A 26,215-nucleotide genomic window follows, 5' to 3' on the forward strand; every position below is an offset into this window, starting at 1 on the left:
CTGGTGGTATAAAACGGATTCTTTTACAGCTAACAGTATAAATAAAGTGTTGATTGGTTATTCACTCAATAGTTACAATTCAGCCAATTAACCAGATAACACTCACCTTATGACGAATAAATATGTATTTAATATTTTTTGCTACCGATAAAATATCGTTGAAAACTTTAGCTGAAATAGATTTTGTATTTAACACTTTCAATTATAAATAAATGAGCCGTTGCCTTTTTACCGCAGGACTCGTTTACGTTTCGGCATAATATCAGCAAAAGTGCCGCCACTGGCTAAGATAGATAAGCTATCGTTTATCTGTTGGTAGCACCAATTATGATCATATAAGTCTCGTTCCGAAATTAACTTTTTCTCAATGAATGCATTTCGCTTGGCCATTTCATCAAACCACAAAAACTTTGCTGTTATATACAAATGATTAACGTAAAAGTGATTAACTATACCAGCATGTAATTCGTGCGTAATCTTCGCTATGTAGGCCGTAAGTGTCTTAAAGTAATCATCTATTGTGTGTGGGATCTTCGTGGCCTTAATCGGGCTTCCCGTGTATTTTGTCGGTATTTGTAATGCTAGTGTGTACTCGTAACTACGAACAACTTTGCGACATTGCATTTTGATAAATAGAGGGACGCAGTTATGTATGTAATCTGTTTTAAATACAATTGAACTAGGCTCTTGATGATTAGATATAATGTTAGCTAATTTATGCGAGTAACAAGATTCAAGATCAGGCTGTAAAGCTAGATGTTTAGCATTTCGATGATCGCTACAATCAGGCATTTTTAAATGTTCAATGTAGTACCAATCCACAGCCTCACATATAGAATGAGTAATACCTAACTCCCCAATACGAAAAAACTTATTTGATTTTACGTAAGTGCGGCTAATTCGGAACGCTGGCGTGAATGTGTCGCCTTGACGATAGCAATTCAAAATAAGGAAATCGTGAATAGAACTAATCATCATAACCATATACCGTCTGTTTGCTTTGTTTGTGTTGTTCTATTCGCATTAAACATGCTTGTTCAAATGAACTTCGTTCTGCAAAAAATGCGGCACAACGATTCAATTGGCTGTCACGAAAACTAGGAAGCAGTTTGATAGCATCTGATAAATAAACCATTACAATCACTGGCTCTTTACCAGAAAAGCACAACCATTCGTAATCGTTTTGCCAACCAGTAAATTCATCATCAAGCGTAATCTCAAAATCAGCAGCAGAAGATACAACGTCACTTGCTGGCACAACAATAAACCTAATGTTGGTAGATTTATCACGAATACGTGAATACGCCCTACGTGTTAAATAGTCGATTGATGATTGCATGAGATTTATTATCTCAATAGGTTCTTTAATTAACTTGCAGCTTTCTTTGTTTTTTAAAGATCTTGCCATGAGGGTTAATTTTAGCTCGACACTAGATCTTTCTATCTCAATATTTTCCATAATCGCCACCAGCAATGAGTATGGAATTATTATGATAGATAAGGGAAGTTTAGCGGTGTTTAGTTGGGAAAGGGTGACGGCCTTACTCAATGGCCATGTTTTTAACTCGAATAAAAACCTTTAATTAACCGGCACAAAATGAAAAAACAAGTTTTTCACCTCGTACCGGTTTAAGTTTAAATCAACGCAATGATATTGTTTGTGTTTTACCATTACTACTTACTGTCATGTAAGGCAGTGAGCGAGCCGGTTGCTTTGATCCGTTATCAACGAACGATACACCAGCCAATTTATTTGGGTGTTTGCTTGATAATGAATACTTGAACTGCTTAGTTGAAGCATCCGTTGCATTGTAAAAGTGATATTTAAGCTGAGTGTGCGGCTGCTTGGCTTGGAGTGTTCGACCCATACCAACTAAACACTGACTATCGCTAACACATACACTTGGATCAACGTAAATATTAACAAGTTCAGTGTTGGCATTTCCGGTATCGGCCATAACAATCGTGTCTTTAAGAGCAAACTCTTTCTTCTGCTCCCAATTCATCCAGCGAGGGCTGTTTGGATCGTTCTGCTTCTCAACTTTAATCATGGTTATAGCAAATGCCGTTTCTAAACGTTCACGCTCAGTACGTTGTTTATAAGCTAGTTTAGCGTATTTAGTTCGTTCTTCTTCCGTTTTAGCCGAATTACCAAGAGCAATTACAGGATCTATATCTGGTGTCCATTTACCGCGAGGGGTGTACTCCATAATGTACTTATACTTGGCATATTCTTGATTGCTCAAGTTGAAGTTTTTAGCCTTAATAAGATCTTCTTTAGTTAGGCCAATATTCACATCGTTAATACTAAGGCTTTGGGCAATATTACTTACAGTGTTGCTATATGATGCTTGGCTAGTCACGGTCTTAATAGAACTAGCTTGTGCCGGTACAGATACAGCAGAAAACAATGCACTAGCGATGAAGAATGATAGTTTTGCAGATTTCATAATTACTTCCCTAATTACGGAGCTTAACTAAACGATTATTCGGTGCAATAAACGTGACTGAGTGAGCTTCAATGCTTTTAACGACAAAACCATTCACGTTATAACCAGGGTAAATAACGCGAAAACCATCTGGCGACATTAACGTAGCTGAGTATTTGTGATTCCACATATCAATGCTGGCTAATGTAACACCGTTAATGCGATAGACTTCTTGGATCGTATTAGTCTTAGGCTTTCTTACTATCTTCTTGTGCTTACGAACAACGGTCTTTTGTTTGTACGAACTGGACTTCTTGGCCTCTTGTTTCTTAGCTTCAATAACTTTCTTAGCGTTAGCCTGTTCGATACCATCAACTTTCGTATTTAGACGTATAAGGGCATTATCCGTTGAAAGTGACTTCTGATTAACAGCCGTAGTTAAGGTTTCTACCTTTGCATTGAGTGCTGTTACTTTATTTTCGTTACTGCCATTCATTTGGAACATCGTAAGCTGATCACTCGATAGCTTTTCGATAGCAGCCTTGTTTTCTTCAACAATTTGCGACTCATTAACGGCACGACTCTTAATACCGTCTAGTTGCTCTTGTATGAGCGCAACTTCACTTGCATAACCCTTGGCTTGGGTTTGTGCGTTTAAGCCCGTATACACGCCACCAGCAGCAAAAAGTAGACTAATACCAGTAACACACCAGAGTAGGACGTTGCTTTTCCCTGTACTTGATCGTTTAGGTTCTTCATCATCCGGTATCTCTGTGTAAATAGGTTCAGCAACGTCTTTTTCTTCTTCTTTGCGGTACTGACTTTCTAAGCTATCATCAACCTCAGCATCATGGGCACTCTCAAGCTCAGGTTTAGGTTCAGGTTCAGGTTCTTGTCTTTCGATCACTTCACCATCACCACTTACATCTTTACCATCACTCGATACTTCTAAATCAAGATCACCGGTAGGATGCTGTAGCTGTTCATCTTTATTATCGAACACTGCAAAATCATCATTCTTATCAGTTTTACTCATACTTCCCCCTAGCGATTATTGCTACCAACAAGAAACTTAAATGGCTTTTCTTTGTGGATAGGTTCAATGCCAACAAGATCTGCAGGGCAGATGATTTTTACTGTTCGCATTACTGGATCTACACGGTAATCAAAACCATCACCGATTAACGTGCCTATTAAATTACGAACGGTTACTTGGCTAACGCTACGTTGCACCAGTGGCAATGGTAACTGCATCAGACGATTAGCACTTGCCGTTAACTGACTTGGGGCAACAAGCGTATAACCAGTACGCAATAGCGTGTAATTCAATGCTTGACCCACAGTAGATACATTCTGTGGAAAAGTGATTGTAGTTACTGTCAGTAGGGGATCTTTTTGTTCAGCAGATGTATTAACGTTAATTAGCGTTAAGCCATTTTCTACGTATTGTGGCAAACGATCTGGATTGTCGATTAGATTGGCGTTAGCTGTACTAGCCGCGCCTACTAGTAGTAATGCCGTTGTTAATTTAGATATGGATAACTTCATTAGTAATAAACCTCATTATTCGTGAGATCATTATCAGGGAAGTTTTATTTGTGAGCCGTTTTAGTCACTCAGCCGATATATTGTAGCTGTAGTAGAAGTTCATGATTCGATATTGCAAACAACAAAAACAATCTATTTTGCAGGCTAATGTGGTCTGTGAGCGAATTTGGACTGCTATATGTAGGTTATGCCGCTGGCTTTTTACATTCCAGGGGGATTAGTCTAACTAAGTTATGCCCCATTATCATTCAGAGCAAATACTCATTCATATCGCATTAACATGATTTTGGATTAGTTCTCGTAATGAATTTAACTTCGTTGTTTAGTTAAACATCAATTCAGACGTTTTATAAAGCAACTCCTCTATAAGCAGTAAAATAATGTTACTAGCGTCATGATTTTATATACAGATATCAAGTATGATCGCCCAAATTTTTAGTTATTCATTCAAGTTAATTACAATTCAGGAGAACCATGTTACAGATCTGTTCGGGAAAACTATTTCAAGACACTGTTGAGTATAGAAATCAATTGAGAGGGATCATTTATACTAACTTACGGTTCGGATTTGGGCGAGATGAGAAACTTGATACCGAAGCTGGCTCTCTCTTGTCAACGTCAAACTTGGGGCTATCTAATGCAATCGTTTACGAAATAGAGGAACTAATAGAATCTAATGGGCAAGGGAAAGGTATTCTTGTTTCACATGCCGTTGATCCATATATATTAGATTTCTCAACTATTATTTCTTTTGCTCTGAATTGTACTGCTTCACCAAGTTATACTCTCACAGATCGGCTTTTAAGTAATCAAAAGGGAGTTTCGACACATACGGTACCTAGTAAAGTCGTAAAAAGCTTTTTTGATAAAGACGTTTATTGTACTGAGGCTGACGGTGAACATTTACGTCAATTTGTAAAGCACTTAATTGGACTTGAAAGGCAAACATATTTAAGTGTGATGCGAGCAATAAGAACATATGTCACTGGTATACAACGCGTAGCTGATGACTTTGAACTAGCATATACATTACTTGTAGCATCAATAGAATCTCTAGCTCAAGACTTTGATGGACATAAGTCCTCTTGGAGTAGTTATGATCAAAAAAAGAGAAGTTTAATTGATAAAGCACTCTCTGGAGCCAGCAATGAAGTATCAGAAAGCGTAAGAAAAGCTATTCTTGATATCGAACATACATCATTAGGCAGAAGGTTTCGGGATTTTTCTATAGAACACCTTAAGCCTTCATACTTTCGAGAAGAAGCAGTCGGTGTTGTTCATCCTATTTCAAAATACGATTTACCAAAAGCATTAGCAAATGCTTATCAAGCTCGCTCCCAATATATTCATAATTTGAGAACACTTCCAAGTCAGTTAACTAATACTATCGAGTATTCTGAATCCACTCAGATTGATAATAAAGCTTGGTTGACCATTCAAGGCTTGTCTAGGTTGGCAAGACACATCATAACTGAGTTTGTTCAACGACAAGTAACAATTGATAAGGAGGTTTATAACTACTCTCTCGAAAGATCTGGCATCATACAAATGAAGTTAGCACCACAATATTGGGTGGGAAGGACTGAGTTATATCATGGTTCGGGTAGCGAGAAACTTGAAGGTTTTCTGTCGCAAATAGCCTCGCATATGTCTGGAACTAAGGGAGGAGTTGCTACGGACTTAAGAGAGTTACTAACAAAAGTGGAGAAAAGTATCCATGAATTAAAAAAAGAAGATAAATTACCTTATATAGCACTCTACTTTATTTTTAATGCATCTGTATCCGAAGAGCAAATGACAGAAAATACAGTAAGCTTTAATGATCGTTTTAACAATGAGTTGATGTCACCAAGCTCAGAATCATTACTTGTACACAGCCTCTTTAATATAACGCCGCCTTGGGAAATGGATGAGTATCATCGTACTTTGATGCGTTATTTTGAAAAACGAGATAATAGATTTAGTTTCCGTGCTCCTGTATTGTTTGAAGCAGGAATGATATTGAGTTTGGCTGAAAGTTATCGTGTTAAGGAAGATCTTTCAACAGCAGTAAATTTAGTTTCTATGGCAGTTGAAAACTATCCTGGACATGAAGCATTGATACAGTTTGAACAGGATTTTAAACTTGAGAGTAAGCCAATAGAATGGCAAACAATCCTGATGCCAAAAATTGAAACGTAATGTGTAAAATTGGGCATCGGCAACAACGGTGGCCTTTGATGTTTTGAGATACCCAAGCTATCCGATAGGTAGATTTAATCCTTGCAGTCTATAACGTTTCTGTCTAGTTCTGAGTTAGCTACTTGGTTAACTCATACTTGCCCCTTTATCAGTTAGACCTAATACTCATTCATATTGTATTAACGTATTTTTGGATTGGTTTTATCTACATATCCTTGTGCTAATAATACTTATTTAATCTATTTCACATTTTCTACATTTAGAACAAATACTTTCAAATAAAAATATAATCAATCCGTTGATATTTAAAAGCTAAATTAATTATGATTTACGGGTATTAGTGGCATCAGAGGCATAATTGCATATGATAACAAGAATATTTACTAATGCGTTTTTATTAATACCAAATCAATGGCTTACTTGACTTTTGCCTATGCTTTGTTTAGATTCATATCGGTATCAGATGATGGGGAGGACGCAATGGGCGTAGTTCAATTCCTTGAGTATTGTTCCGGCAGGTTCAATTTCTGCCCTCCTCGCCCTAATAGGTTTTGTTATGGCTTGTGAATTACATCAATCATGGAAAATTATCATATCACTTAATGATAGCAGTCCAAACTACTACCTTTCGAATAAAATTTTTAACGTAAAAGCAAGTAAGTCTTTTATGCGTAAAATGGGTGGAGGTATGGAAAACTTCCAGTTGAGCCCTGATGTACTTTCTCCCACTGCTGCATTTCATGATGCCATCTTAAAAAATGTTACGGATTTAGGTTTTTCTGGTCGAACTCTTCCTTATAAATACAAAGACAACGAAGTAAATATACGCATCCATCATTATTTTGGTAAATATATCTCAATTACACTTATCCTACAAAAAGGACGAGAGGTATCGGTTGATAATTTAATTGAAAGTAATAAGCTTGAAAATAATCCAGATTTATACAAATTAGTATGTACAATTGCTGGATTGATCACTGATGGAAATCTTAGAAAATTTTCCCCAAAGACTTCAATTCCTTCGATATCTTGTTGCCAAGTAAAATCGTTTTTTGAAAGTGTAACAGACAAAGTGCTTGTTTCATCATTAACCGGACATTCACACGCTACTGATAATATAGTAAGTAAGGTGGTAATTAAAAATGAATGTCATCAGATAAATGACGCGCTTACTTTAGTCGATAAACAAGGCCTACTCCAATATATTCCTAATTCAGCTTTAGATAATAGAGAAACCAAATCTAAGTTTGAAAGTTGTAGTTCCTTATTTGAATTGTTTTCAATTATCAGCAAGTCATTTCATGACCAATACTTAGATAATAATAATCTTTTTTTCTCAAGCGTTGATAGGTTGGTAAATAAATCATCATTGGTAACTAAAAGTTATACATCACAAATGACAATTGAAGTACTAGCAAATACATTTAATATATCAGAACAACTTGAGAGAACAAGTCGGTTATTACTTCCAAAAAAAGAAGAAAAAATTCAAAAAAATAAAGGGTTATTTGATCGGTTTTTTACTGAGTACTGGGGATCGAATGACTTCTTTACAACATTTATACCAATAGTTGTATCAATAGTTGGTGCAACTTTTTTAGCTTTCTGGGCTTGGTATAAAAAATAATGCGTCGCAGTTAGAGTGCATATAGCAGATAAGGATATTTATCGCGTAGTCGATACCTATCCGAAGTGTTGGATAAGTCCAGTCCCATTATATAAGTAAATATTGGAAGTACCAAATGTGCAATCAGATATCAGAATAACTCTCTCCACTCTAGGTTAAAAAAACCCACCTCTCGCGAAGTGAGATTTTTATCATTTAAGCGCTATTTTTTGGTTCTTCGCGCTTTTAGCGCAGCAAAGTAAGCCTTTAGCTTCTCGAAATCATCTGTAACTTCCGCAAAGTCAGGCACGCCTTCATTCAGCTCAGGCGCTTGGTCATGTCCATACATAAAAGTACTGCACTTCGACATGCCTTCCTCGATGGCAGTATAGTCTTCTGGGGTGATACCTCCCTTTTCGACAACATCCTTGAGGCTTTGTGTTTTCACACTTCGACCAAATCTTTCAACGACTTTCTTGAATAGCCATTCCTCAACAAGCCTTTCCCATGTTTCACGCATCTTGTTATACGTTAACTTAGCCATAGCTTCGTAGCCGTCAACATCTCCAGCATCTTCAAGCTGCTTCAAAGGAACCATTATCTTGTTTAGATCTTTGACTCGATCGCCAGTTGATTTAACATCCCACGGCGGCTCAGATGTAGGGAACCCAGCAAGCTTCCCACGTTTCACAATTGAAATAGCCGAGTACTTCGAATTGGCCTTTTTAGTTGCCTCTCCGAGCATGACTAAAAATGACATGTCATGGGTAAACACAATGACCTGACGGCTTTGTGCTTCCTCTGCGATGCGGGCAGCAAACTTTCTTCGCCACTTATGATCGAGAGAGTTAATTGGGTCATCAAAAACAATCGCTGATTTTCGGTCATCAACAATAAGTTCAGCCATGAACCCAGCCAAAGCAACGCACTTTTGTTCGCCTTCACTGGCGATGTCAGAAACGTTGTTTCGCTTGCCTGTCATACTAAACTTCAACATTTGCTTGCCGCGAGAGCCGCGAGTTTCAGTGCCTACATCGAAGTTTCTAAACTCAAGTTTCTTCAACTCAGCCTCAAACACTTTGCTAAGCTCGCCAATAGCACCCATTTTGGCAATGTTATTTGTTTGAGTGGTTATAATTGTTGATAAGCAAGATTGAGTGACAGCGTTATATAAACCAATAATTCTCAGGCGCTCAATCTCGTTGAGAATGTTTTGCTTAGATAATGTAAACAGCTTTCTGTCATCAAGTTCGTTAATAGCCTGTGACGCAGTAACGATCTGCTTAGTTAACCCCTCATTGGTTTTAACTGCATCTTCTTTGACCTTTAAAGAAACAATTTGCCCGTTGATCCAATCTAGCGCTTTGTAATCAATTGGAACAATAGAGAAGTCCGGTACCTGTTTAGTAAGATTCGAACAGAGAACTTTTAACGACTCTTCCAGTGCGATAAAACTCTTACTTATTTCTGGATTAAATTCAGCCACCTTGCCTAGCATAAACTCATAAGGTTTTAGGTTGAATGACAGTCGCCTTAGAGCCGCAATTGAACTATCAAATTTAACTTTTGCCTTGCAGGCTTCCATCTGAGTTTTATCTTGGAGATAGTCGTTAAATAGCTTTAGTTTTTCGGCAGATGCTTCCGAGACAGGTTGCAAGCAAGTAGGGCAGGCTTCTCCCGCTGCTGCTGGGAACGATAATGCCGTATTATGCTTTAGTACGAATGTCTGAACGTGATTCCACATCTCTCTCCACTCAGGTGAGCAAATACCTGATAGTTCGTGACCTTCAATTGCCTGCTTGCGAGCTATCTCTGCTGCTGCCTGTTTGGTTTGATAGTCATCGTAATTGAGTTTTATCGTATCAAACTGCTTTTCATCGAGTTTGGCTCTTAGTTGATTAAAGTAAGTACTAAGAGGGTTTAGCTCTTTTCGACTGTCACTAAACCCTTTTCTAAGCTGCTCAGGTGTACTGGTTTGCAGTTTAACAAGCTCTGCTTTTAATACTGGGATTGATTCATCTTCTTCTTTGCTCAGACAGATGGCATCAACGGCCTCTGATTTTGTGGCGCCAGACAAGCCAAATACAAACGCTGCGGTTTTACCTCCAGGTCTACATTGAGGTAACGAAGCGGCAACGTTATATGGTCTTTTCTCTGACTCGTTTGCAGCTCTTACATAATCACAAGCCCTCATTAGCTGAGACAATAATTTCATTCCCGCAGGCTTGTAATCAATCGAGTCCTCGTCAGAGATGTAATGCGCCGCCGAAGTGTTGTCAAAAATTCGAATCGACTTTAAATCTTCATGTGAGTTTCCAGAGAGAAGCCATGGAATGTCGTGCTTGTCCTCGCCAATCAAAAGAGAGATGTCCGCAGCAGGCTCACCTGTTTGAGTGTCGTAGATGTTCGAGATGATTTTTGGAGTACTACCGCGAGTAAGACAGGCGTTCTTTAAAATCTTTGCATAGCTAGATTTACCCGAACCATTATCGCCATAAACTGCGGTCAGACCTTCGCTTTCAAATACAATAGATTTGTTCGGGGCAAGCGCTGAAACATTAGCAACGTTGCTAATACATACCAACTTTACTGGATGCTTTTCTTCGCCAAAGCCTGCTAGATCTAGCAAAGCTATACTGACCGCATAAGCATCACTTTGTGGTTGCAAACCTGCTTCTTCTTTAGAAAGAGCAAACAGTAATTGCAAATCACCGTCATCAAGTTCGCCTTTATTTGCTGCCAATCTGAGAGCGTGACGCCACCAGAGGTTCCTCTTTAGCTTATTAGCCCAGCCAACAACGCTTTCTATCGACACATTATTCTCCAAACAGGTTATGTTTCAGGAATATATACGCCTAATTTCACTATAGTCAATTAGTTGCAATTACCTTTGAGCAAGCGGACACGAGGAATATTCAGCCTGTGCGACATAGATCCCACACTTGTAGTGTGAGGATACTACGCTTTACTCTAATTGATACCCCATTTGGATATTGTTATAGTTCTTAAACGGTTAGGGGATGATTAATAACGAGACCTGTTTAGCTGCCGCGATATCTGCAGCAGAGGTAACTAGACCGCTGCCACTTATTTCAAAAAAGCACCTCATTGAATACGTCGGTAAGATGATCACAACTCACAAATTGTGTCAGCAAACCAATTCAGATTATCGACGAGTTAAGAGACTAATGAATGCTGGTGTGGCAGCAAAAAATGCTGTAGGGAAACTAATCGACAAGCGAGTAGCTACCACCAAAACAGCAAAGCTATCGCCCAGTGAGATGATTAGCATTTACGTGACATTATTTAGAAAAGAGAACGGTCAAGTGATGTTAGCTACAAAGTTTAATGTTCTATTAGGGAAAGAGTTAATTGAGTGAATTGTCTTGTATAGGCTGTATTAGGTAGCGCTTCTCCTTATCTTCGTTGGACGTCAAGTTCAGCGATTTGCCTTACTTTTAGTTATTCATGAATCGCTAATATTCGATTATCTGAAACTAATTTTTGTCCAGAAGTTGCTCAGGGATAGATTAGGCTTTATTGATAGATTAGGCTTTATTACATATTGGTATTTTGGCTTTTATCTGTTTTTTAAGATAAAGAGCGAGCTACTAACTCATTAATAGACATAAGTAGCTTGCTCGATTATTGGCTTTTTTTAGGGCTATTCGCGCTTGAGTACATTCATACAGAGTTCTTTTTGCGAGTTTAACCATCTTTCCTAAACGATGCGGCTGGTGGCCGGCATGAAGCTCCTATTTCGTATTTGACAACGGTGGGCAGTAGTCATCTGTTTCAGTTCTAAACCAAGTCTCGCCATTGGCATCTGTTTTTTCATAAAAGCGTCTAACTTCACCATTTGCGTGACGTTCGACAAACATTACTGTTCCATCTTGTCGAATTTCTTCAGTTTCTAATGGTTGAAGGTCTTTGTATTGTTGCATACGCTCACCACCCACAGAACTACCAGCTCGAAGTGCGGCAGACGCTACTCGTTTTTCATTATTGATAGTATTGAAGTGTGTGGCTGCTATCGCGTCATTTATGTCAGATTTTGTATAGCCCGTCATTGTAAAATCTCCGTATTAAGATAAATCAATAATACGATGTACGGCTGGCTAGTCAATGATCTTACTTTCATGACATTTCAATTGTTTGCTACGCATTAACGGTATTAATTACCACTGTTGGCAAATAAATATCACCAGTCGATAAATTCACTCGATAACCTTGCTTCTTCCAGCGAAAAAGAAGTGCTTTTCGAGCATTTAATGTTCTCGCAATCTGTTCGTTATCTTGAAGAAATGCAGCTTCCGCACCTCGTTCATCACCATAGGTTTTTGAAATAAACTCTGAAATATCCATTAGCAGGTTAACTCTTGATGCAGTGCTACTTTAGTTTCTATGCAGCGATTAATGACACGTTCAGCCACTTCACTTGAACAAAGTAATAATGAGAATACGGGATTAAGGTCAAAGGCTGAAAGAAGCAAAACTTTCAATGAGTTACTACCTGTCATTGCCTTTTTAATGGCTTGTTGTTCAATCGAAGTATCGCAGTCTCTATTTAGTAAAGCGTCAAGCACATGGCAAGGCTCGAATGATTGAGCAAATACAACATTGCTGCTTGAAGCCTTAATAAGTGTTTCTGCTTTGTGTATGCCAGTAATTACAGCTTTGCTATACATTTGTTTAGATAAGTCACAATCACAATTTGTACTCACTGATTGACGGATTTTATCTACATCAACTAATGAGACAGAATTTTCCTTTTGGCTCTCTTTGATGCGATCAATAGCTAGTTTTGCAATGAAGCTATTTGCCGTTAGTGCGCATATACGAGAAAGCGGCAAACTGTTATCAATAATTACAACAGCGTGTGGATATTCTTCATTAATAGCTTCTAACTTTTCAAGGTGGCCGCTTAGTTTTAATGGGCTATCTAGCGACTTAGTGTAAGCAATTAAATTTGAAATATGCTTAATTAAAAATGGTTGATTATCAATATTGGTAGTTAGTTGAATTACGTTCAGCGTATCGGAAACGTCAACAGTCGGACTATAATTTAATGAAGCAATCTTAGAGATCAGTTGTAAGTTAGGGTGCATTAGTTTTTTTCCATGTAAGTGTTCTTGCAATAAATATAACCGCAACAATAAAACGGACTGTGTTTAGTTGTTATGGCCAAAGTTAACACCTATAAAAACAATAAAATTAATTTATTGGCTTGAATTAAACGATTAATACTCATAATAGTTAATAATGGATTTTTATAAATAACTTTAAATTATTGCAAATAATGGCAAATAATGGCAAATAATGGCAAATAATGGCAATTTATCATAAATCATGAGCGTCTATTATTTAAACGTCATAATCTTTGTCGTGTGCCTTTTTGTTATCTGAAAAGTTATCACTATTACTTGAATCGTTTTAGCTTTGCCTACAGTAAAACAAAAAAAGGCATTACTTTTTTAATAAGTAATGCCTCAGTTGTTTATTATAAATGGGGTAGATTTTAAGTATAAAAACAACTACAAAACACGGGATGCGACAAGATAGGCATCATCGTTGTTGATGAATTGTGTCCAGTTACTCTCACTCAATTCGTCACTGATAGATAGTGTATGGGCTAGGGCGTAAGTACCTCTACGATTTAAGATGTTAGAAAAAACGGTATAGCCGTGAACATTGATAAACAAAGGGAAAGCACTTGGTTTGAAATCATCTGTTTTAAACTTTTCAAGGCGATCTACAGCGTTACTTTCATCATAAATGACGGTATCGGTGATCTTTTTTAGTTTGGCATTGCTAGATACCAGTACCGCGAACGCAAAGTCATTTGCCTGATCGCTATTAGTGCCATGATTTGAATTACAACTGGAATGTCCGTGGCAACACTTACGTTCAAGTGGGGTATCTATGATCACAATATCTTTGATCCCCATAAAGTAGGTTTGATTTTCACTGATACCGATCATCCACTTATCTAATTCGAGTTGAACTTGATCATGTAATTCTTGCTTAGTAATAGGTTCGCCACTTTGGGATTCTTTAATGCTTAATAGGTAACGCCCGTAACAAATACTCAATTCGTAACCATCTTCATTTTTGGGTGCAACGGCAATTTCGCCACCGCCAAAATCTTCTAAATACTGAAATTCACCAGCAGCTACAATCGGTGATACCTCTCGACCGTCATTTCTTTTCACTGGCAAAAGGGCAAACTGCAACACATTCTTATCTAACATACACTACAACCTTATTGTTTTTGTTGTTTCCAAAATCTATTGGAATTTCATGAGCCTATGGTTAGGTTATATCGGGTAAGTTCTTTGGCAATCCGCGCCTCAGTTAGATAGAAAAAAAGTTGGAAATAAATTTAATATTTACGCTGATTACTGATAAATACTTGGTATTTAGACTGCTTTAAACGGCACTTGTACCAAGAGAGGTTAGATACACTTAATGAAAAAAATTGGTACATAGACTTGAATGGCTCTGTTTGCCAAAATGCCGTTGTGAACGCCTCTTGTTCTTCTACTGGCACTTGAACAATAACGCATATACTGTCGATACCGTGGTTAGGGTCTATTACAGCTACCCCTCGTGTGCAATGTTTATTGAGCAACTGAAATAGTGCGTAATCTTCGTGTTTGTCGTTCATGATGCGCCTTGATGTAATAGATAGGGTATTTATTTCTGATAAAGGCAATATTAGAGGGAATGGTATTGCTGTAAAGCGTCACTGATTTGGAAGTAAAAAAAAGCCGTACATTTCTGCACGGCTTGGACGTATTAAGAATTATTGTTTTTTCAGAGATTGTTGAACCTGAAACTCTAATTTTAGAATGCGTTCATGCTGTGATGCTTGAACTTTCTTCAACTCTGAATTTTCAGACTCTAATGTACTGACCGTGGTACTTAGTTGATCTATTTTTGTCTCAGCAACCGCCATTGCTTTAGATGTTTCTTGTGAACGTAAGTCACTAGCATCATATTTACTGACAAAATAATTACCCATCCAACCTAACAATAGAAGTACGAATGAAAGAACAATCATTACATGCTTAATTGTCTTTACTAAGTTCTGTACATCTTCTTGAGTAAGATATACAGGCACTTTATCTGCTGGTGGAGGGTTAGCAACCGTACCAGTATCAACAACCTCATTGGATTGAATTTTACCGGATATATATAGCCCTCTTTTTTAGGAATAAACGACTTAAATACCTGATAGGTATAAAAAAACCGCGAGTTCTCAATTGGAGAAAACTCGCGGTCATTATAACTTACAATTATCTTTTCGTGCAGTCATAACTATGACTCTCGTTTCACTTTTAGTTCTAAATCAAAAGTGAAAGATCGAATACAGATAAAGTGCAGTCACAGGTAATGCAACATACGATATGAAACGTGCAAAGTTAAGACTTTGCTTAATTTGTTTCCCTATCTCTGTCATATATTGGCAACCCTTAATTAATTCTTAATACGTCTAAGCCGTATGAGCTGTACAGAATATGGCGGTACTCTGTAGCGGTTTTTCCAATTTATAGTAAATGGTACAACCTAAGTTTAACCATTATCAACATAATGCAACGGTTAGTAAACCAATTTTGATAAATTTCGTGCTCTTATAGTAAATTATAGATTTCACTATGAGGTGATATATCCTTAAATTTCAACACCTTAACATACCTACAACATTAAAGAGGGCGGCGGATAATACAGGAGCGGAACTGTTCTGTAAAGGGACGATATGGAAACTACGCCCTTAGTTGTCATAAATTCCAAATTCTTACCTAATAAAATACTCAATATTTCTGCTTCACCAACTAATCAAGCTAGTTTTCAAACCCCGTATATATTAACGACCAATTTCTTACTTAGCGTAGGCGACGATTACGCTGCGTTTGTTTCATTGCTAGTCTTCCTTTGCTTTGTATAGCTAGAGTAAGTCTTAGTTCAACACGCGGTACTTTGCGAAGTAATTCTTTGATAGCACGTTGCAGCTACCATGCAAGTCAAATGCGCTTGCTCTTTCTAATAGTGTTAAGCGTTTAAATCAGTGAGATTTGATTAGTCTTGAGAGGGTTTAATGGAATACGAAGTTGATGTAGAGATTATCTGTGATAACGATGATTGCCAATATTACCCAAGAGAATTTGAAACGGTGCAGGGTACGGACGGTGAAATACATAACTGGACTTGCCCTGGCTGCAAGACCAAATACACCTTTGAAATAGAGTTTGAGCCAACGGTAACGAACATAAAGCAAGTTCAGAAGTATTAATATCATCAATAAGGACAACATGAAAACTTTGATAATTTCTATTTCCATTATCTTTGGTGCGTTAATTATAAGTAATGGTATTAGTGAATCTCACTTGCCACCCCAAGATAGAATTGAGTTAAAGCACCAGCAACAAGAGGTCACGAAGAAAACACTTCAAGAGCAACAAAAAGTCGAAATACAATTAGTTAAAGAAAAAGCGGCTCAACAGGCTGAACAACAGCGTATAAGTGAAAAAGTAGACAAATATGGTAAAGAATCACTTTCTGAGCAAGAGCTAAAAGTTTGGGATGAATTTAAAGTAAATCAGTTCGTAAAAATATTAACTGTAATATTAAAAGGTCTGGTTTGGTTGGCATCGTTTGGTGCGCTTATCATTGCTGTGCGTGAGCTATGGTTGAAACTTTATACAGGCAAGCATCATGCGTAAACTATCAATACTATCAATACTATCAATACTATCAATACTATCAATACTATCAAAAAAGCTATTACTGAAAGTTATATGTGCATTCATGATTTTTGGTGGTTCAATACAACCAATATTTGCCAATTGTAATCAAGATGTAATTATTGACGTTGATTTATATCGACAAATCAGTGCCAGTGAAATAAGAAAATATAGGTATGTAAAAACAGGACTTAATGATTATATTGATCAACAGCAAAAGTTGGCAGTTCAGCGTTGTGAAAATGAGGAATCTGAATGGCGTAAGGTAGGAGGCAACTTTAAAACTTTAGTTAGTCTAATCTGCCTTTTATTTATTTGTATGCTTCCCTTTTTAGGAGTAAATAAATCATTGCTTAATAAGTGATTTTAGTAAAATATTACTCCTGTTTTTCTTATCATTAAGTTAACCAGATTATAGCTTGAAGCCGATTACAGACTAAAACTCAAGCCAAAGGTGATGTTAGATAGCATTGGGTTTCGATTTCTATAAAAAGATGGTAGCCCAATGAGTTTAATTCATATTATGTATAACGAGCCGGTTGAGTTTTATGCTTATTACGGATTCTCAAATCATAAAAAAGATTCAGCGAAATATGTAATGTCACCAGACGATGTGAATATTTTTCTAAATAACTTGGAAGATGATGGTGAATTATTCTTGATAACAAACACACTTCAATCATTATGGCAGCGTGAAAACGGAACGCTGTTATTAACAGCATTTCCATCAATCAATGACTTTATCGACATAACAACAAAACTCAATAATGCACCAATAGAATTGATGAATATGGTTAAACAATGGAAAGAAGATGGAGCGTGTGAAGTTAATATAGATTTTGTGCAGAATATGTCACTTATTTAAACTAGAACTTCTAAGTCACAAGATATTAATTGTTGAATATGCTGTTTACAAATTTATTGATACGAGTAATCACAGCACATTACCATGAATAATAGAGGCCATTATGAATGTTGAAATAATCAATAAATACGGGGAAGAGTCCTTTGTTTTTACAGTACATGTAGATCGCGGAATTGTTAAGATGAGTTGTAATGCTAATGATGAATCGATCATTGTTCTTATTGATCGTTTTCGTTTTGAGGATTTGTGGTACAAAATCGGAAAGGGTAAACACTATCAATATTACATACCTAATTCAGATAAAAAACTTGCAGATCTATCGCGTGGAACAAAAGAAATTTGGATGGGTTGTGGTAAATACCCTGATGCAGAGAAAGGGTTTTCTGAACCATTTGATAATCCTGTGCCTGTGGCTCAATTCACATATACCAACATGTTACGTGGCAGTGCAGGTTGGGTAGATACTAATGGTTTCGGTATAAGTGATGTAACACGAACAATTTGGTTGCTTGCTAATGGGGCTAAAGAGTTTCCAGTTATTGTTAATGATTTACAGAGTGCTATAGCAATTCATGACCTTATTGGTGTCAAAACCTCTAAAGTTTATACTGGTATAGATTTATATGAACGCGCCAGGGAATGCCAATCGCCAACTTAGATCGCATTACAACCTGTCACACCAAGTAGGAATTAAATGATAATGGTTAATAGGAACAAGGATTCCTGTAATGTGCAGTCTTTAATAAGAAACCTAACTCTTTAAGTAAGCTGATGTGCAAAGGATCTGATCATTAGATCCTTTTGGGTCTTTACATTTAGTGTTTTATCGACACAAAACAACCTAAAAGATGGTTAGAGATATGAAATAATAAACAGTCAGTTAATGTGCAAGGTGTAAGTTCCTACCAAAGTAAATCGTAACGATAAATGCCACAACTCAGTCGCGATTAGCCAATTTTTCATTTATATCTTTATAAATGCGACCAGATATAGAGAAATCTGATGCATCTTCATTACCGTGATAGTTGGATAAGATGTAATTCTGTGCCTCGTTCAGAGAATCAAACGTTAAATAGTGTTCTTCATAGTACCAATGGCCATTGCGATCAGTGAATAGAACATAAGCCTCATTGGTGTCCTTGTTTTCCAGCAAAGCCAAATCACCACTGTAATAGCCATGTGCCACCATATTGTCATGATGTTCAATATTGCGAGTGCCAAACTTTAACTCAAACTCGTGGGGCTCTTGAATCATGCTACGGGCTTTATCAAGTACATCAGCCAGTAGATCCTCCAGCTCATCATTTAAATCTTCCGGTAAATCGTCTATCCATTGTCCTGCTATGTAATTATCAATACCGCTATCAAATTCATCATCTACATTCCATTGGGTCATAATTGTGTACTCTGCCTTAGCAAAATCTAGATTGCTTTTCGGCAACTGCTCACAAAACCATTTTGAGTCCGGTTGAGTCAAGTTCACACACAAGAAAGCGTTGGTGTATTCTCCGTCAAGCCAAACTTCCTTAATCCCAAAATCCATGATGCTTCTCCTGCGGCAATGGTTACAATCTATTATTCATTATAGATAAACTTTAATTCTGCAAACCCCATTTTTATATATTGGCACCAATTGATTACGCAGCAGGATAGCTTTTAATTACCAGATCACATGGTCTATTCAGGCTTGCTTTGCTGTAGGTCGAATTGAAACCAGCCGTGGGTATCCATTTGCTGCGATATTCAAACCAAGGCAACCAGATCCATTAATGCAGCGTAATGTTACAATTGGAGTTAGGCGCGATAAAATCGGTATGTGTGTTATAGGTATCGGTTATAACATTAAAAAAAAATCTGCTACGTTACATGCTCACTTTTCTTATGCCGATGGATTGTTATTGCTCGAACAACTGGTGGTATTCTGCGATTACTTACAAACAAGAGGCCACAGCAACGACTTAGATTAAATAATTGTTTTTGTTGTTTGCAGAAACTATCTATCTAATACCGTTGATTGTCGTGGAACTCACTCAAAGTAATAACAAAACAGACAGTACCGGTAGTGGTAGTCATAATATTAATTCCGGATTAGATGTGATCATAGGTAACACTCAGTGCAGTAAAGCAGAGCGTTTATTGGATTTTAGTTAGGGCTTTCACCGATAGATGCATTAAGTGGAGTCCAATTACAAGACCCCAACTCGTTTTTGAAAACAACAAAATCAACTACATTAATACTACTCGTATCAATATTTACAAATAAAGTATCAAGACATTGCTTTAGAGTAACAAACTATTAATAGCCTAATTATCTTGCCATTTATGGTTGGTATAATTAATTAACAGCACTTTCTACTGCTATCTAATCTGAGTGTCACTAAATTTAATGTATGCGTATGTACGCAATATAAGGGAGGAGTCATGTTACATGATGGGAAAAGCTACTACCAAAAACACTATTTTGTTTATCTCCATTCCCTAATGTAAATAACGCACCCTTCCTAATTACTTTTTATATCTATCGTTACTGAACACAAGTAAAGGCAATTGAAAAAATGAAATTAATTAAGGCAATTATTCTAATTCTAATTACTGGTATGTTAACCCTCGTTCTTATTGGTGATCCAATTGCTGATAGGATCTCTGATACCGGATTTATTGGTTTAATTTTTTCTGGTATCTGTGCTCTGTATTCATTAGTTAAAACTGATCAAGCTAAAGAACTTGAACCCATTGAGGATAATAATCAGGATAAAATTAATGAATTAGTTCGCGAAAAGAATAAGCTGGAAGCATATCAAGAAGAACTAGATAAATTTGAAATTAAGTTAAACCGTTTTGAACTTCAACTAGACTCGCGTGAACAAAAATTAGCACGTAAAGAAGAAAAATTAGCTAATACAAAAATAAACAGTGAGGAATATAAACTAGCTGTATCGCGTGAAGTATCTAAAAAAGTTAATAATGAACTACGTTATGAACGTGCAGAGTTAGCTAAGGATAAGGTAAAGGCTACTAAGATACTACAGAAGCTATTAGACCAATGTTACCAAGATAAAGTGAAAGCCATACTTAATGGTTTAACACTTAAAAATCAGAATACTAGGTATGATATGTTAGATAAGAATTTTGATAAGTACACAACTAACGTTTATAACTTTGGCTCTTTTGATCTTGAATGTAACGATAATTGGGGCGAAGTAGCAGAACAGTTTGACGCTAAAATTGAATTATTAGAAATGGCACAAATTGAACGTGATCACCAAGCAGATATTAAGCGTCAAATGAGAGAAGAAAAGCAGCGTGAAGAAGAATTAGAAGCTGCATTAGAAGCAGAAGAATTAGAACAAGCACGTATCGAAGAACAACAACGAATTCTAAATGAGGCATTGGCAACAGCTAATGCGGAAGCTAAGGTAGAATTAGAAAAACAACGTGAAGAATTAGAAGCTGAGTTAGCAGAAGTTCACAAACGTTATGAACGCACTAAATCAATGGCTGAACAAACAAAACAAGGCTATGTCTACGTTATTTCTAATATTGGTTCATTAGGTGAAAAGGTTTACAAAGTCGGTATGACTCGCCGTTTAGACCCTCTAGACCGTGTAAAAGAGTTGTCTAATGCTTCCGTACCTTTTGAGTTTGATGTTCACGCTATGATTAACTGCGAAGATGCTCCAAAACTAGAAAAGGCTTTACACCGAGAACTAGATCAGTACAGGGTAAACAAGATAAACAATCGAAAGGAATTTTTTAAAGTAGACTTAGATACCATTATTAAATCAGTTGAAAATAATCATGGTGAGGTTGAATACTGTGTTAACCCTGTAGCATTCCAATACTACAAAACATTAGAACTTGAAAATCAATTAGAAGCAGCATAAAAAATCAAGCCCTCAGTATTAATGTTATTACTAAGGGCTTTTTTGCATCTGGAATTTATGATTATTGCAAATTTACATTAGAAAACAGGATGATGTTGGTAGGGTATATATAACCAGTCCTAATAAAAATCCACCAGCAAAATCAGTGCTGGTGGTTCTTGTCCATTTTTTGATAGCTATACTGCCATGCCATTAACTAAAAGATAAATATTGCTACCAAGGTCATGCCGCTTTTTCATCAAATCAATTATAGTTGCTTTATTTTGTCACTATAGTCTTGGAGTAAAGATGAAAATTACAACAAATCAGTTGATTACAAGGTATCGAGGTATCTCTGAATTAGAGAGCTATAATGCTTTCACCTTAACTTCTCCGCAACCTGTAATCGAAACCGCACGAAAATTATTATCAATCATCCCTCCTACTATGGGAGCTTGTGCTCCTTTAAGTGCGGCCTTAGCTCAAACACTAAGAGATGATTTCAATATACCTGCAATAGTGGTTGCAGGTGATCTAAAGATTAGGGGCAGCCGAGTATTTAAGTGCAAAAGCAACATACCAGAGGGTAATCAATCTGGAAAAGTCATAAATAAAAAATGGGATGGTCACTGTTGGATTGAGATTGACGGCTTTATAGGTGATCTATCTATTTTTAGAACGGCTTATAGCCTTAGTCACACAAGTCTATTGAAGCAGTTCATAGCGACTGAATTTGGGCTTGGGCGCGGTTTTTTTCTTGCTGAAAAGCATGATATACCCAAAGGCATGATATATGAGCCTAAGTATGTTTTAAACGACAATCAAATTGATGGGTTATTAGCTGGCCTTTCATTTCAGCTTACAGAGTAAGTGCAACAATATCCCTTTATGCGCCTTATTGACGGAGTAATATTCTGCTATATAATACTTTAATGTAATAATATTCCTATTTGTGTAACTCAAAAGGCAGCTAGATGGATTTGTTTACCCCAAGATTTAAAGAAAAATCACTTCACCCATACTTTGTTAAATTAATCACCGAACCACAATATGCCAAGGTACAAGAAGTTATTGCTGGATGGGCAGTTGGTATGGAAACACGGAAAGGTGAAAAAATAAAATTCATTGATGAATTTCAACAAAGCTTTAATTCATCATTATGGGAGTTGTATTTAAACAAAGCATTTAAAGATCTAGGTTTTAGCATTGATTACTCCAAAGCATCACCTGACTTTTGTTTAACCGCCAGAAATGGTCAAGTAATCAATGTTGAAGCTGTTACATCTAATCATGCTCAGAATAGGAATAAAGCATATTACGACATGGAATCTGTAAGAGAGTCCAACCAGGTCGAAATGAAAGAGTTTCTTGATGATTCGACTATCAAGCTACTTAGTGCGCTTCATGATAAAAAGAAACTATTCACGGATAAAGACAATAAGATGCACCCTTATTCATCTCTTGATCATGTGAAAGACAATCCCTTTGTAGTCGCTATCGCACCATTTGATACTCATCTATCGTATGTACAAAACAATATGGCGATTAATCGTGTGTTATTCGGTATAGAGCCACCAATACAAAATCAATATGGTGAGCTTGTTCAAAACAAAATTAAGTCTATTGAGAAAAAGAATGGCACTAAGCTAGAGTTGGGGATTTTTACTAATGATTCTTACAAAGAAATAAGTGCCGTTATCTTTTCGACAACAGGTATGTTTGGTAAGGCCATTGTTGAAAGTAAAATTGATGCTTCGATTAGAGCAACAAAATATAGGGTTTATAGTATTAAAAAATTTAAGTCTGATAAAAGAAAAAATAAACTAGGAACATCTCATAAGTACATTAGTAACACCCATGAAATATTTTCTGTCCGTGGACACTTTGGCGATCTAATTGGCGGTTCAGATATGCATATTTGCCATACCTCCGAATGGCAAGAAAGTCATGTCGATGGGTTGCACATATACTACAACCCATTCGCAGATGTTCCACTTGATAAGAACCTGATCAACACACTACAAATAACGCAAAATAGCTTTGATATAAAAACTAACCTGCCCATTCACGTTCATCACGATGGTTGCTTAGTCTCTAGGCAGGTTTATACAACGATTGAAAGTTAAATCACTACCTATCAAGTTACAGCCACCAGCAAAATCAGTGCTGGTGGCTCTTTCTTATAGGTTTTTTGCCAGTTTTACCAATAACCATAATTAATTTACCAGAGACTTAATTTTGTTTACCACTAGCCTGATTCATTTAAACCGTTAATGGTACATCTAGATGCACTATAAATTAGTTATTTTTGTAAGTGGTAAATCTATTACTCACAAGATTTACCACTTGGGCTATCGGTGCTGACCAACGATCTATCATTTATTTACCAAGAGCCTGATTTAACCGGCAATAAGATCATTCATACAAATCAGCCTTTACGTATAAGATTGGCAAGGTAGGGATTAACTTATCAATCGAACCTTGTTCCCAATACGCCCAGGTCATTACGTTCTCAGGTGTTGGCTTCTTCCCCCATAACCATTGCTCACCAGAGTAAACAAACCTTGCTTGTGTGTTAACGAAGAAACTTTTTAATAATGACCACAAGCAAACTATCTCAGGCTCACCACAATCATGCACAGCAAAACGAACAACAGGTGTTCCAACAACGAGTTTGCCATAGTCTGTGCAAACACTTGACGCATGACTGTATTCAATCGGCAGCCCCTTAAAATAATCTTTAGCTTTTACCGATAGCTTTTTTACAATTCGTGGGTTAGCAGAATTAATCATTAGTCACTCGCTTAACTGACGCTGACCAGTCAAATGTCTTGGCACTTACTTTCTTTAATTGGCGATTCAAACTACGTGACTGCTTTTGCATTTTTAAGGCTTCTTTTACCTTTGCTTTCTTTAATATCGAACGACTACGAATTTTGATTAGTTGGGAAAATTTAATTCTAGCTGTAGGGCTCATTACGTTTATCCTTTCTTCTTATTAGATGATGTAATGGTAATTCCAGTTGATAGGTAAAATGGTTTTAGTTAGTTAATGAGATATTGTTTATAGTTTTTGAAAACAACAAAAACGAAACCCACAAACTACAAGCGTGGGCATCATCTTTTAATTTATGCTGGTGGCCTAAATCGAAATCTCTAAATCAGTTGATAGATACTCAATAAACTTAACCAATGTAGATGGACTGTAATTATCCATAATCTCTTTACCTGAACCGCTCACAACCTCACAGATAGACCATAACTCCATGTATTGAACTTCCGTCATGTACTCAAGTGGAAACAACGATAGCGCATATTGTGAATACAGCTTTAGCATCATCTTGATGAACGTTGAATCATCATAGTCAGACATTAGACTTAATCTATGTGCCGCCTTGTTGTTCGTTAAGATTGCTGCACCTAATAAATATTGGCCAAGTGAAACGTCCGAGTTAACCATCTTCTGATTTGCATCAAACGTTTCTTGATCTTGAACCTTGATAAACTCACCAACGCATTTCAAATCACCCAAACCAATGCCATTTGATTTAGAACAATGCAAAGCCTCCGTAACACGATCACACACCATACTTACATCGCTTTCTAGCCAGTCATGCGTATGTACCTCAGCATCAATCTGGCAACGTACAACCTCACTATTTAAAAAACGTAAACTCAAATGAATTAATGCATAGTTGTATGAACCATCCTCACCAGTTAAACCCAATCCATCCAATAACTGATTTGATAATTGCTCATACCAAACAAGAAACTGATCACTTGGTAAGGTGAAGTTAATTGCACTAACCAATCGCTCAACCTTTCGTGCGTACTTGTTAATGATTAATGCATCTTTACTTTGTGTCTCAGAAAACATATTTACTACGGTCATACTCTCACCATTCTATATTTCTAATAATTCAATAAGGGGCTTGCGGATAGGGTAAGGGACACCAACAGCTACTAGCTCGTTCCAATCTTTATCTAACTCGCTGTGACTTAATGAACAACTTATACCTGTCTCTTTTGCTTTCTCGATTTCGTTTAACAATAAACAACCATAACTCTTTGATGCAATGTCATAACCTCTCAACACATAACCAAGCACCGTTAATGCAATGTCATACACAACCATTGAACCCAACTCACCAGTAGTATTAACACCACCAATAAACGACAACTCATTTCCTGTGACCATGTTCCTTATGATTGTTCGTGTCGTTTCTTCACATGATTGTGAGTTAAAATTGTTAGATACAAAATCATCTACTCGTAATGAACCACTTAATACAGGGCTAAGTAATACGTCATTTAGATTTGATGTTCGCAAAAACTTTAAGTAACTAAAACTACCTGACTTAACGTACTTTGGCTTAAACAAATCTGTAGCCACATAACTTTGTTTAGTACGGCTATAACTCACAGTTTCATCACTATTAATTAAATAACCCTTTATGACACTTTGTACTGTGCGCTTACTGAAACCAGTTCGTGACGAAATTAACTGAATTGATATTTCTTTTTCCCAAAGTAATGCCAGTTCAAAATGTGATCCTATGATTTCACTGTTACTCATTTCTTAAATACTTCGTTGCCTCTCATCCCCCAAGACTAACTGCACGACGAACTTCATCAAGCGTCACCTCTGGTAACTCATAAATAAAACAAAGAAATAAATTACTAGATTGATAACACCATAACAGAACAAGAACATTCAATAGCAGAACAGCGTTGTGGGCACGATGAAAACAAACAAGATCAAGAACAGAATAGTAAAAATGAATACGGTAAATTTTAAATAATTAAAACTGTAAACAACAATGGCCAATTACCACCAAGTAAACCAAGTGTCTTGTGATCCTTTTACCTATCTATTTTGTGCTGGTGGAATGTAGGTAAGGACAAAGTCCAATAATGCAAACAACATCATTATTAATTCGACACTAACAAAGTAATTGTACTGCTAACATCAGTAACTT

29 protein-coding genes are annotated in these 26,215 nt (G+C 36.8%); 12 read left to right on the plus strand and 17 right to left on the minus strand.

Going from position 1 to position 26,215, the window contains the following annotated elements; genetic code table 11:
* Nucleotides 1-228: 228 nt before the first annotated feature.
* The 5 genes from BTN98_RS18390 to pilL2 form a co-directional block, all read right to left on the minus strand.
* Entirely contained in the window at nucleotides 229-978 is a 750-nt protein-coding gene (locus BTN98_RS18390; protein ID WP_065189966.1) for a hypothetical protein, read from the minus strand.
* Complete coding sequence (locus BTN98_RS18395; protein WP_146107045.1) at nucleotides 968-1,459, minus strand: hypothetical protein; 492 nt, start codon at nucleotides 1,457-1,459, stop codon at nucleotides 968-970. Before BTN98_RS18395 ends, BTN98_RS18390 begins: the two co-directional genes overlap by 11 nt.
* A gap of 181 nt (nucleotides 1,460-1,640) precedes the next feature.
* Nucleotides 1,641-2,450, minus strand: coding sequence for a hypothetical protein (locus BTN98_RS18405; RefSeq protein ID WP_065189963.1), 810 nt, complete (start codon nucleotides 2,448-2,450; stop codon nucleotides 1,641-1,643).
* Between the two features lie 10 nt (nucleotides 2,451-2,460).
* Nucleotides 2,461-3,465, minus strand: a complete 1,005-nt coding sequence (locus BTN98_RS18410) for a hypothetical protein (RefSeq protein ID WP_065189962.1) — start codon at nucleotides 3,463-3,465, stop codon at nucleotides 2,461-2,463.
* Nucleotides 3,466-3,473: 8 nt separating this feature from the next.
* Nucleotides 3,474-3,977, minus strand: coding sequence for a PFGI-1 class ICE element type IV pilus protein PilL2 (gene pilL2, locus BTN98_RS18415; protein ID WP_065189961.1), 504 nt, complete (start codon nucleotides 3,975-3,977; stop codon nucleotides 3,474-3,476).
* A gap of 474 nt (nucleotides 3,978-4,451) precedes the next feature.
* Here pilL2 and BTN98_RS18420 point away from each other — a divergent pair, with 474 nt between their 5' ends.
* Together BTN98_RS18420 and BTN98_RS18425 are read left to right on the plus strand one after the other, a co-directional pair.
* On the plus strand, nucleotides 4,452-6,158 hold the full coding sequence (locus tag BTN98_RS18420; RefSeq protein WP_065189960.1) for a hypothetical protein: 1,707 nt from the start codon (nucleotides 4,452-4,454) through the stop codon (nucleotides 6,156-6,158).
* A gap of 556 nt (nucleotides 6,159-6,714) precedes the next feature.
* The gene (locus BTN98_RS18425; RefSeq protein ID WP_065189959.1) at nucleotides 6,715-7,785 is read left to right on the plus strand and encodes a hypothetical protein; all 1,071 of its coding nucleotides are present in this window, start codon (nucleotides 6,715-6,717) and stop codon (nucleotides 7,783-7,785) included.
* A gap of 202 nt (nucleotides 7,786-7,987) precedes the next feature.
* Here BTN98_RS18425 and BTN98_RS18430 read toward each other — a convergent pair whose 3' ends face one another.
* Entirely contained in the window at nucleotides 7,988-10,579 is a 2,592-nt protein-coding gene (locus BTN98_RS18430) for an AAA family ATPase (protein ID WP_065189958.1), read from the minus strand.
* Between the two features lie 205 nt (nucleotides 10,580-10,784).
* Here BTN98_RS18430 and BTN98_RS18435 point away from each other — a divergent pair, with 205 nt between their 5' ends.
* Entirely contained in the window at nucleotides 10,785-11,144 is a 360-nt protein-coding gene (locus tag BTN98_RS18435) for a hypothetical protein (RefSeq protein ID WP_065189957.1), read from the plus strand.
* 375 nt (nucleotides 11,145-11,519) lie between these two features.
* Here BTN98_RS18435 and BTN98_RS18440 read toward each other — a convergent pair whose 3' ends face one another.
* From BTN98_RS18440 to BTN98_RS18465, 6 genes are all read right to left on the minus strand, one after another.
* Entirely contained in the window at nucleotides 11,520-11,834 is a 315-nt protein-coding gene (locus BTN98_RS18440; RefSeq protein WP_065189956.1) for a hypothetical protein, read from the minus strand.
* 88 nt (nucleotides 11,835-11,922) lie between these two features.
* Nucleotides 11,923-12,129 (minus strand): hypothetical protein, encoded by a 207-nt coding sequence (locus BTN98_RS18445; protein WP_065189955.1) that lies wholly within the window; start codon nucleotides 12,127-12,129, stop codon nucleotides 11,923-11,925.
* Nucleotides 12,129-12,872 (minus strand): hypothetical protein, encoded by a 744-nt coding sequence (locus tag BTN98_RS18450; protein WP_065189954.1) that lies wholly within the window; start codon nucleotides 12,870-12,872, stop codon nucleotides 12,129-12,131. Before BTN98_RS18450 ends, BTN98_RS18445 begins: the two co-directional genes overlap by 1 nt.
* A gap of 426 nt (nucleotides 12,873-13,298) precedes the next feature.
* Nucleotides 13,299-14,015: a hypothetical protein gene (locus BTN98_RS18455; protein WP_065189953.1), complete on the minus strand. Its 717-nt coding sequence runs from the start codon at nucleotides 14,013-14,015 to the stop codon at nucleotides 13,299-13,301.
* 131 nt (nucleotides 14,016-14,146) lie between these two features.
* Nucleotides 14,147-14,431, minus strand: coding sequence for a hypothetical protein (locus BTN98_RS18460; protein ID WP_065189952.1), 285 nt, complete (start codon nucleotides 14,429-14,431; stop codon nucleotides 14,147-14,149).
* Nucleotides 14,432-14,569: 138 nt separating this feature from the next.
* Complete coding sequence (locus tag BTN98_RS18465) at nucleotides 14,570-14,887, minus strand: hypothetical protein (protein ID WP_146107046.1); 318 nt, start codon at nucleotides 14,885-14,887, stop codon at nucleotides 14,570-14,572.
* A gap of 975 nt (nucleotides 14,888-15,862) precedes the next feature.
* Between BTN98_RS18465 and BTN98_RS18470 the strand changes: the two genes are divergently transcribed.
* The 5 genes from BTN98_RS18470 to BTN98_RS18490 all read left to right on the plus strand — a co-directional run bounded on the left by BTN98_RS18470 (nucleotide 15,863) and on the right by BTN98_RS18490 (nucleotide 18,031).
* Nucleotides 15,863-16,057, plus strand: a complete 195-nt coding sequence (locus BTN98_RS18470) for a hypothetical protein (RefSeq protein ID WP_065189950.1) — start codon at nucleotides 15,863-15,865, stop codon at nucleotides 16,055-16,057.
* Between the two features lie 19 nt (nucleotides 16,058-16,076).
* The gene (locus BTN98_RS18475; RefSeq protein WP_065189949.1) at nucleotides 16,077-16,487 is read left to right on the plus strand and encodes a hypothetical protein; all 411 of its coding nucleotides are present in this window, start codon (nucleotides 16,077-16,079) and stop codon (nucleotides 16,485-16,487) included.
* Nucleotides 16,480-16,872 carry a hypothetical protein gene (locus tag BTN98_RS18480; protein ID WP_065189948.1) on the plus strand — a complete coding sequence of 131 codons (393 nt, stop codon included), beginning with the start codon at nucleotides 16,480-16,482 and terminating at the stop codon, nucleotides 16,870-16,872. Before BTN98_RS18475 ends, BTN98_RS18480 begins: the two co-directional genes overlap by 8 nt.
* Nucleotides 16,873-17,013: 141 nt before the next feature.
* Entirely contained in the window at nucleotides 17,014-17,373 is a 360-nt protein-coding gene (locus BTN98_RS18485) for a hypothetical protein (RefSeq protein ID WP_065189947.1), read from the plus strand.
* 103 nt (nucleotides 17,374-17,476) lie between these two features.
* Nucleotides 17,477-18,031, plus strand: a complete 555-nt coding sequence (locus tag BTN98_RS18490; protein ID WP_065189946.1) for a plasmid fertility inhibition factor family protein — start codon at nucleotides 17,477-17,479, stop codon at nucleotides 18,029-18,031.
* 279 nt (nucleotides 18,032-18,310) lie between these two features.
* Here the strand turns inward: BTN98_RS18490 and BTN98_RS18495 are convergent, their stop codons facing one another.
* The gene (locus BTN98_RS18495; RefSeq protein WP_065189945.1) at nucleotides 18,311-18,916 is read right to left on the minus strand and encodes a hypothetical protein; all 606 of its coding nucleotides are present in this window, start codon (nucleotides 18,914-18,916) and stop codon (nucleotides 18,311-18,313) included.
* 476 nt (nucleotides 18,917-19,392) lie between these two features.
* On the opposite strand from BTN98_RS18495, the gene BTN98_RS20765 reads away from it, so the two are divergent.
* From BTN98_RS20765 to BTN98_RS18515, 4 genes are all read left to right on the plus strand, one after another.
* On the plus strand, nucleotides 19,393-19,524 hold the full coding sequence (locus BTN98_RS20765; RefSeq protein ID WP_268875301.1) for a hypothetical protein: 132 nt from the start codon (nucleotides 19,393-19,395) through the stop codon (nucleotides 19,522-19,524).
* A 404-nt stretch (nucleotides 19,525-19,928) separates the two neighbouring features.
* A complete protein-coding gene (locus tag BTN98_RS18505; protein WP_065189943.1) occupies nucleotides 19,929-21,257 on the plus strand; it encodes a GIY-YIG nuclease family protein in 1,329 nt (442 codons plus the stop codon).
* Nucleotides 21,258-21,545: 288 nt separating this feature from the next.
* Complete coding sequence (locus BTN98_RS18510) at nucleotides 21,546-22,106, plus strand: hypothetical protein (RefSeq protein ID WP_065189942.1); 561 nt, start codon at nucleotides 21,546-21,548, stop codon at nucleotides 22,104-22,106.
* A gap of 104 nt (nucleotides 22,107-22,210) precedes the next feature.
* Nucleotides 22,211-23,362, plus strand: coding sequence for a hypothetical protein (locus BTN98_RS18515; RefSeq protein ID WP_065189941.1), 1,152 nt, complete (start codon nucleotides 22,211-22,213; stop codon nucleotides 23,360-23,362).
* Nucleotides 23,363-23,651: 289 nt separating this feature from the next.
* Here the strand turns inward: BTN98_RS18515 and BTN98_RS18520 are convergent, their stop codons facing one another.
* The 4 genes from BTN98_RS18520 to BTN98_RS18535 all read right to left on the minus strand — a co-directional run bounded on the left by BTN98_RS18520 (nucleotide 23,652) and on the right by BTN98_RS18535 (nucleotide 25,812).
* The gene (locus BTN98_RS18520; protein WP_065189940.1) at nucleotides 23,652-24,029 is read right to left on the minus strand and encodes a hypothetical protein; all 378 of its coding nucleotides are present in this window, start codon (nucleotides 24,027-24,029) and stop codon (nucleotides 23,652-23,654) included.
* A complete protein-coding gene (locus BTN98_RS18525) occupies nucleotides 24,022-24,213 on the minus strand; it encodes a hypothetical protein (protein ID WP_065189939.1) in 192 nt (63 codons plus the stop codon). The genes BTN98_RS18520 and BTN98_RS18525 overlap by 8 nt, the downstream gene beginning before the upstream one ends.
* A gap of 165 nt (nucleotides 24,214-24,378) precedes the next feature.
* Entirely contained in the window at nucleotides 24,379-25,128 is a 750-nt protein-coding gene (locus BTN98_RS18530) for a hypothetical protein (protein WP_065189938.1), read from the minus strand.
* Between the two features lie 12 nt (nucleotides 25,129-25,140).
* Nucleotides 25,141-25,812, minus strand: coding sequence for a BrxR family helix-turn-helix transcriptional regulator (locus BTN98_RS18535; protein ID WP_065189937.1), 672 nt, complete (start codon nucleotides 25,810-25,812; stop codon nucleotides 25,141-25,143).
* Nucleotides 25,813-26,215 lie beyond the last annotated feature (403 nt).

Source organism: Photobacterium aquimaris (genome assembly GCF_002954455.1).
Lineage (GTDB): Bacteria > Pseudomonadota > Gammaproteobacteria > Enterobacterales > Vibrionaceae > Photobacterium > Photobacterium aquimaris.

Excerpts from the sequence above, each read along its gene's own strand:
- BTN98_RS18505 (WP_065189943.1), top strand. The coding sequence starts at position 19,929 with ATGAAATTAATTAAGGCAATTATTCTAATTCTAATTACTGGTATGTTA.
- BTN98_RS18410 (WP_065189962.1), bottom strand. The coding sequence starts at position 3,465 with ATGAGTAAAACTGATAAGAATGATGATTTTGCAGTGTTCGATAATAAA.
- BTN98_RS18535 (WP_065189937.1), bottom strand. The coding sequence starts at position 25,812 with ATGAGTAACAGTGAAATCATAGGATCACATTTTGAACTGGCATTACTT.
- BTN98_RS18495 (WP_065189945.1), bottom strand. The coding sequence starts at position 18,916 with ATGGATTTTGGGATTAAGGAAGTTTGGCTTGACGGAGAATACACCAAC.
- BTN98_RS18455 (WP_065189953.1), bottom strand. The coding sequence starts at position 14,015 with ATGTTAGATAAGAATGTGTTGCAGTTTGCCCTTTTGCCAGTGAAAAGA.
- BTN98_RS18395 (WP_146107045.1), bottom strand. The coding sequence starts at position 1,459 with ATGGAAAATATTGAGATAGAAAGATCTAGTGTCGAGCTAAAATTAACC.
- BTN98_RS18440 (WP_065189956.1), bottom strand. The coding sequence starts at position 11,834 with ATGACGGGCTATACAAAATCTGACATAAATGACGCGATAGCAGCCACA.
- BTN98_RS18525 (WP_065189939.1), bottom strand. The coding sequence starts at position 24,213 with ATGAGCCCTACAGCTAGAATTAAATTTTCCCAACTAATCAAAATTCGT.
- BTN98_RS18490 (WP_065189946.1), top strand. The coding sequence starts at position 17,477 with ATGAATGTTGAAATAATCAATAAATACGGGGAAGAGTCCTTTGTTTTT.
- BTN98_RS18420 (WP_065189960.1), top strand. The coding sequence starts at position 4,452 with ATGTTACAGATCTGTTCGGGAAAACTATTTCAAGACACTGTTGAGTAT.
- BTN98_RS18435 (WP_065189957.1), top strand. The coding sequence starts at position 10,785 with ATGATTAATAACGAGACCTGTTTAGCTGCCGCGATATCTGCAGCAGAG.
- pilL2 (WP_065189961.1), bottom strand. The coding sequence starts at position 3,977 with ATGAAGTTATCCATATCTAAATTAACAACGGCATTACTACTAGTAGGC.
- BTN98_RS18405 (WP_065189963.1), bottom strand. The coding sequence starts at position 2,450 with ATGAAATCTGCAAAACTATCATTCTTCATCGCTAGTGCATTGTTTTCT.
- BTN98_RS18510 (WP_065189942.1), top strand. The coding sequence starts at position 21,546 with ATGAAAATTACAACAAATCAGTTGATTACAAGGTATCGAGGTATCTCT.
- BTN98_RS18485 (WP_065189947.1), top strand. The coding sequence starts at position 17,014 with ATGAGTTTAATTCATATTATGTATAACGAGCCGGTTGAGTTTTATGCT.
- BTN98_RS18530 (WP_065189938.1), bottom strand. The coding sequence starts at position 25,128 with ATGACCGTAGTAAATATGTTTTCTGAGACACAAAGTAAAGATGCATTA.
- BTN98_RS18520 (WP_065189940.1), bottom strand. The coding sequence starts at position 24,029 with ATGATTAATTCTGCTAACCCACGAATTGTAAAAAAGCTATCGGTAAAA.
- BTN98_RS18445 (WP_065189955.1), bottom strand. The coding sequence starts at position 12,129 with ATGGATATTTCAGAGTTTATTTCAAAAACCTATGGTGATGAACGAGGT.
- BTN98_RS18475 (WP_065189949.1), top strand. The coding sequence starts at position 16,077 with ATGAAAACTTTGATAATTTCTATTTCCATTATCTTTGGTGCGTTAATT.
- BTN98_RS18425 (WP_065189959.1), top strand. The coding sequence starts at position 6,715 with ATGGCTTGTGAATTACATCAATCATGGAAAATTATCATATCACTTAAT.
- BTN98_RS18460 (WP_065189952.1), bottom strand. The coding sequence starts at position 14,431 with ATGAACGACAAACACGAAGATTACGCACTATTTCAGTTGCTCAATAAA.
- BTN98_RS18515 (WP_065189941.1), top strand. The coding sequence starts at position 22,211 with ATGGATTTGTTTACCCCAAGATTTAAAGAAAAATCACTTCACCCATAC.
- BTN98_RS18470 (WP_065189950.1), top strand. The coding sequence starts at position 15,863 with ATGGAATACGAAGTTGATGTAGAGATTATCTGTGATAACGATGATTGC.
- BTN98_RS18480 (WP_065189948.1), top strand. The coding sequence starts at position 16,480 with ATGCGTAAACTATCAATACTATCAATACTATCAATACTATCAATACTA.
- BTN98_RS18390 (WP_065189966.1), bottom strand. The coding sequence starts at position 978 with ATGATGATTAGTTCTATTCACGATTTCCTTATTTTGAATTGCTATCGT.
- BTN98_RS18450 (WP_065189954.1), bottom strand. The coding sequence starts at position 12,872 with ATGCACCCTAACTTACAACTGATCTCTAAGATTGCTTCATTAAATTAT.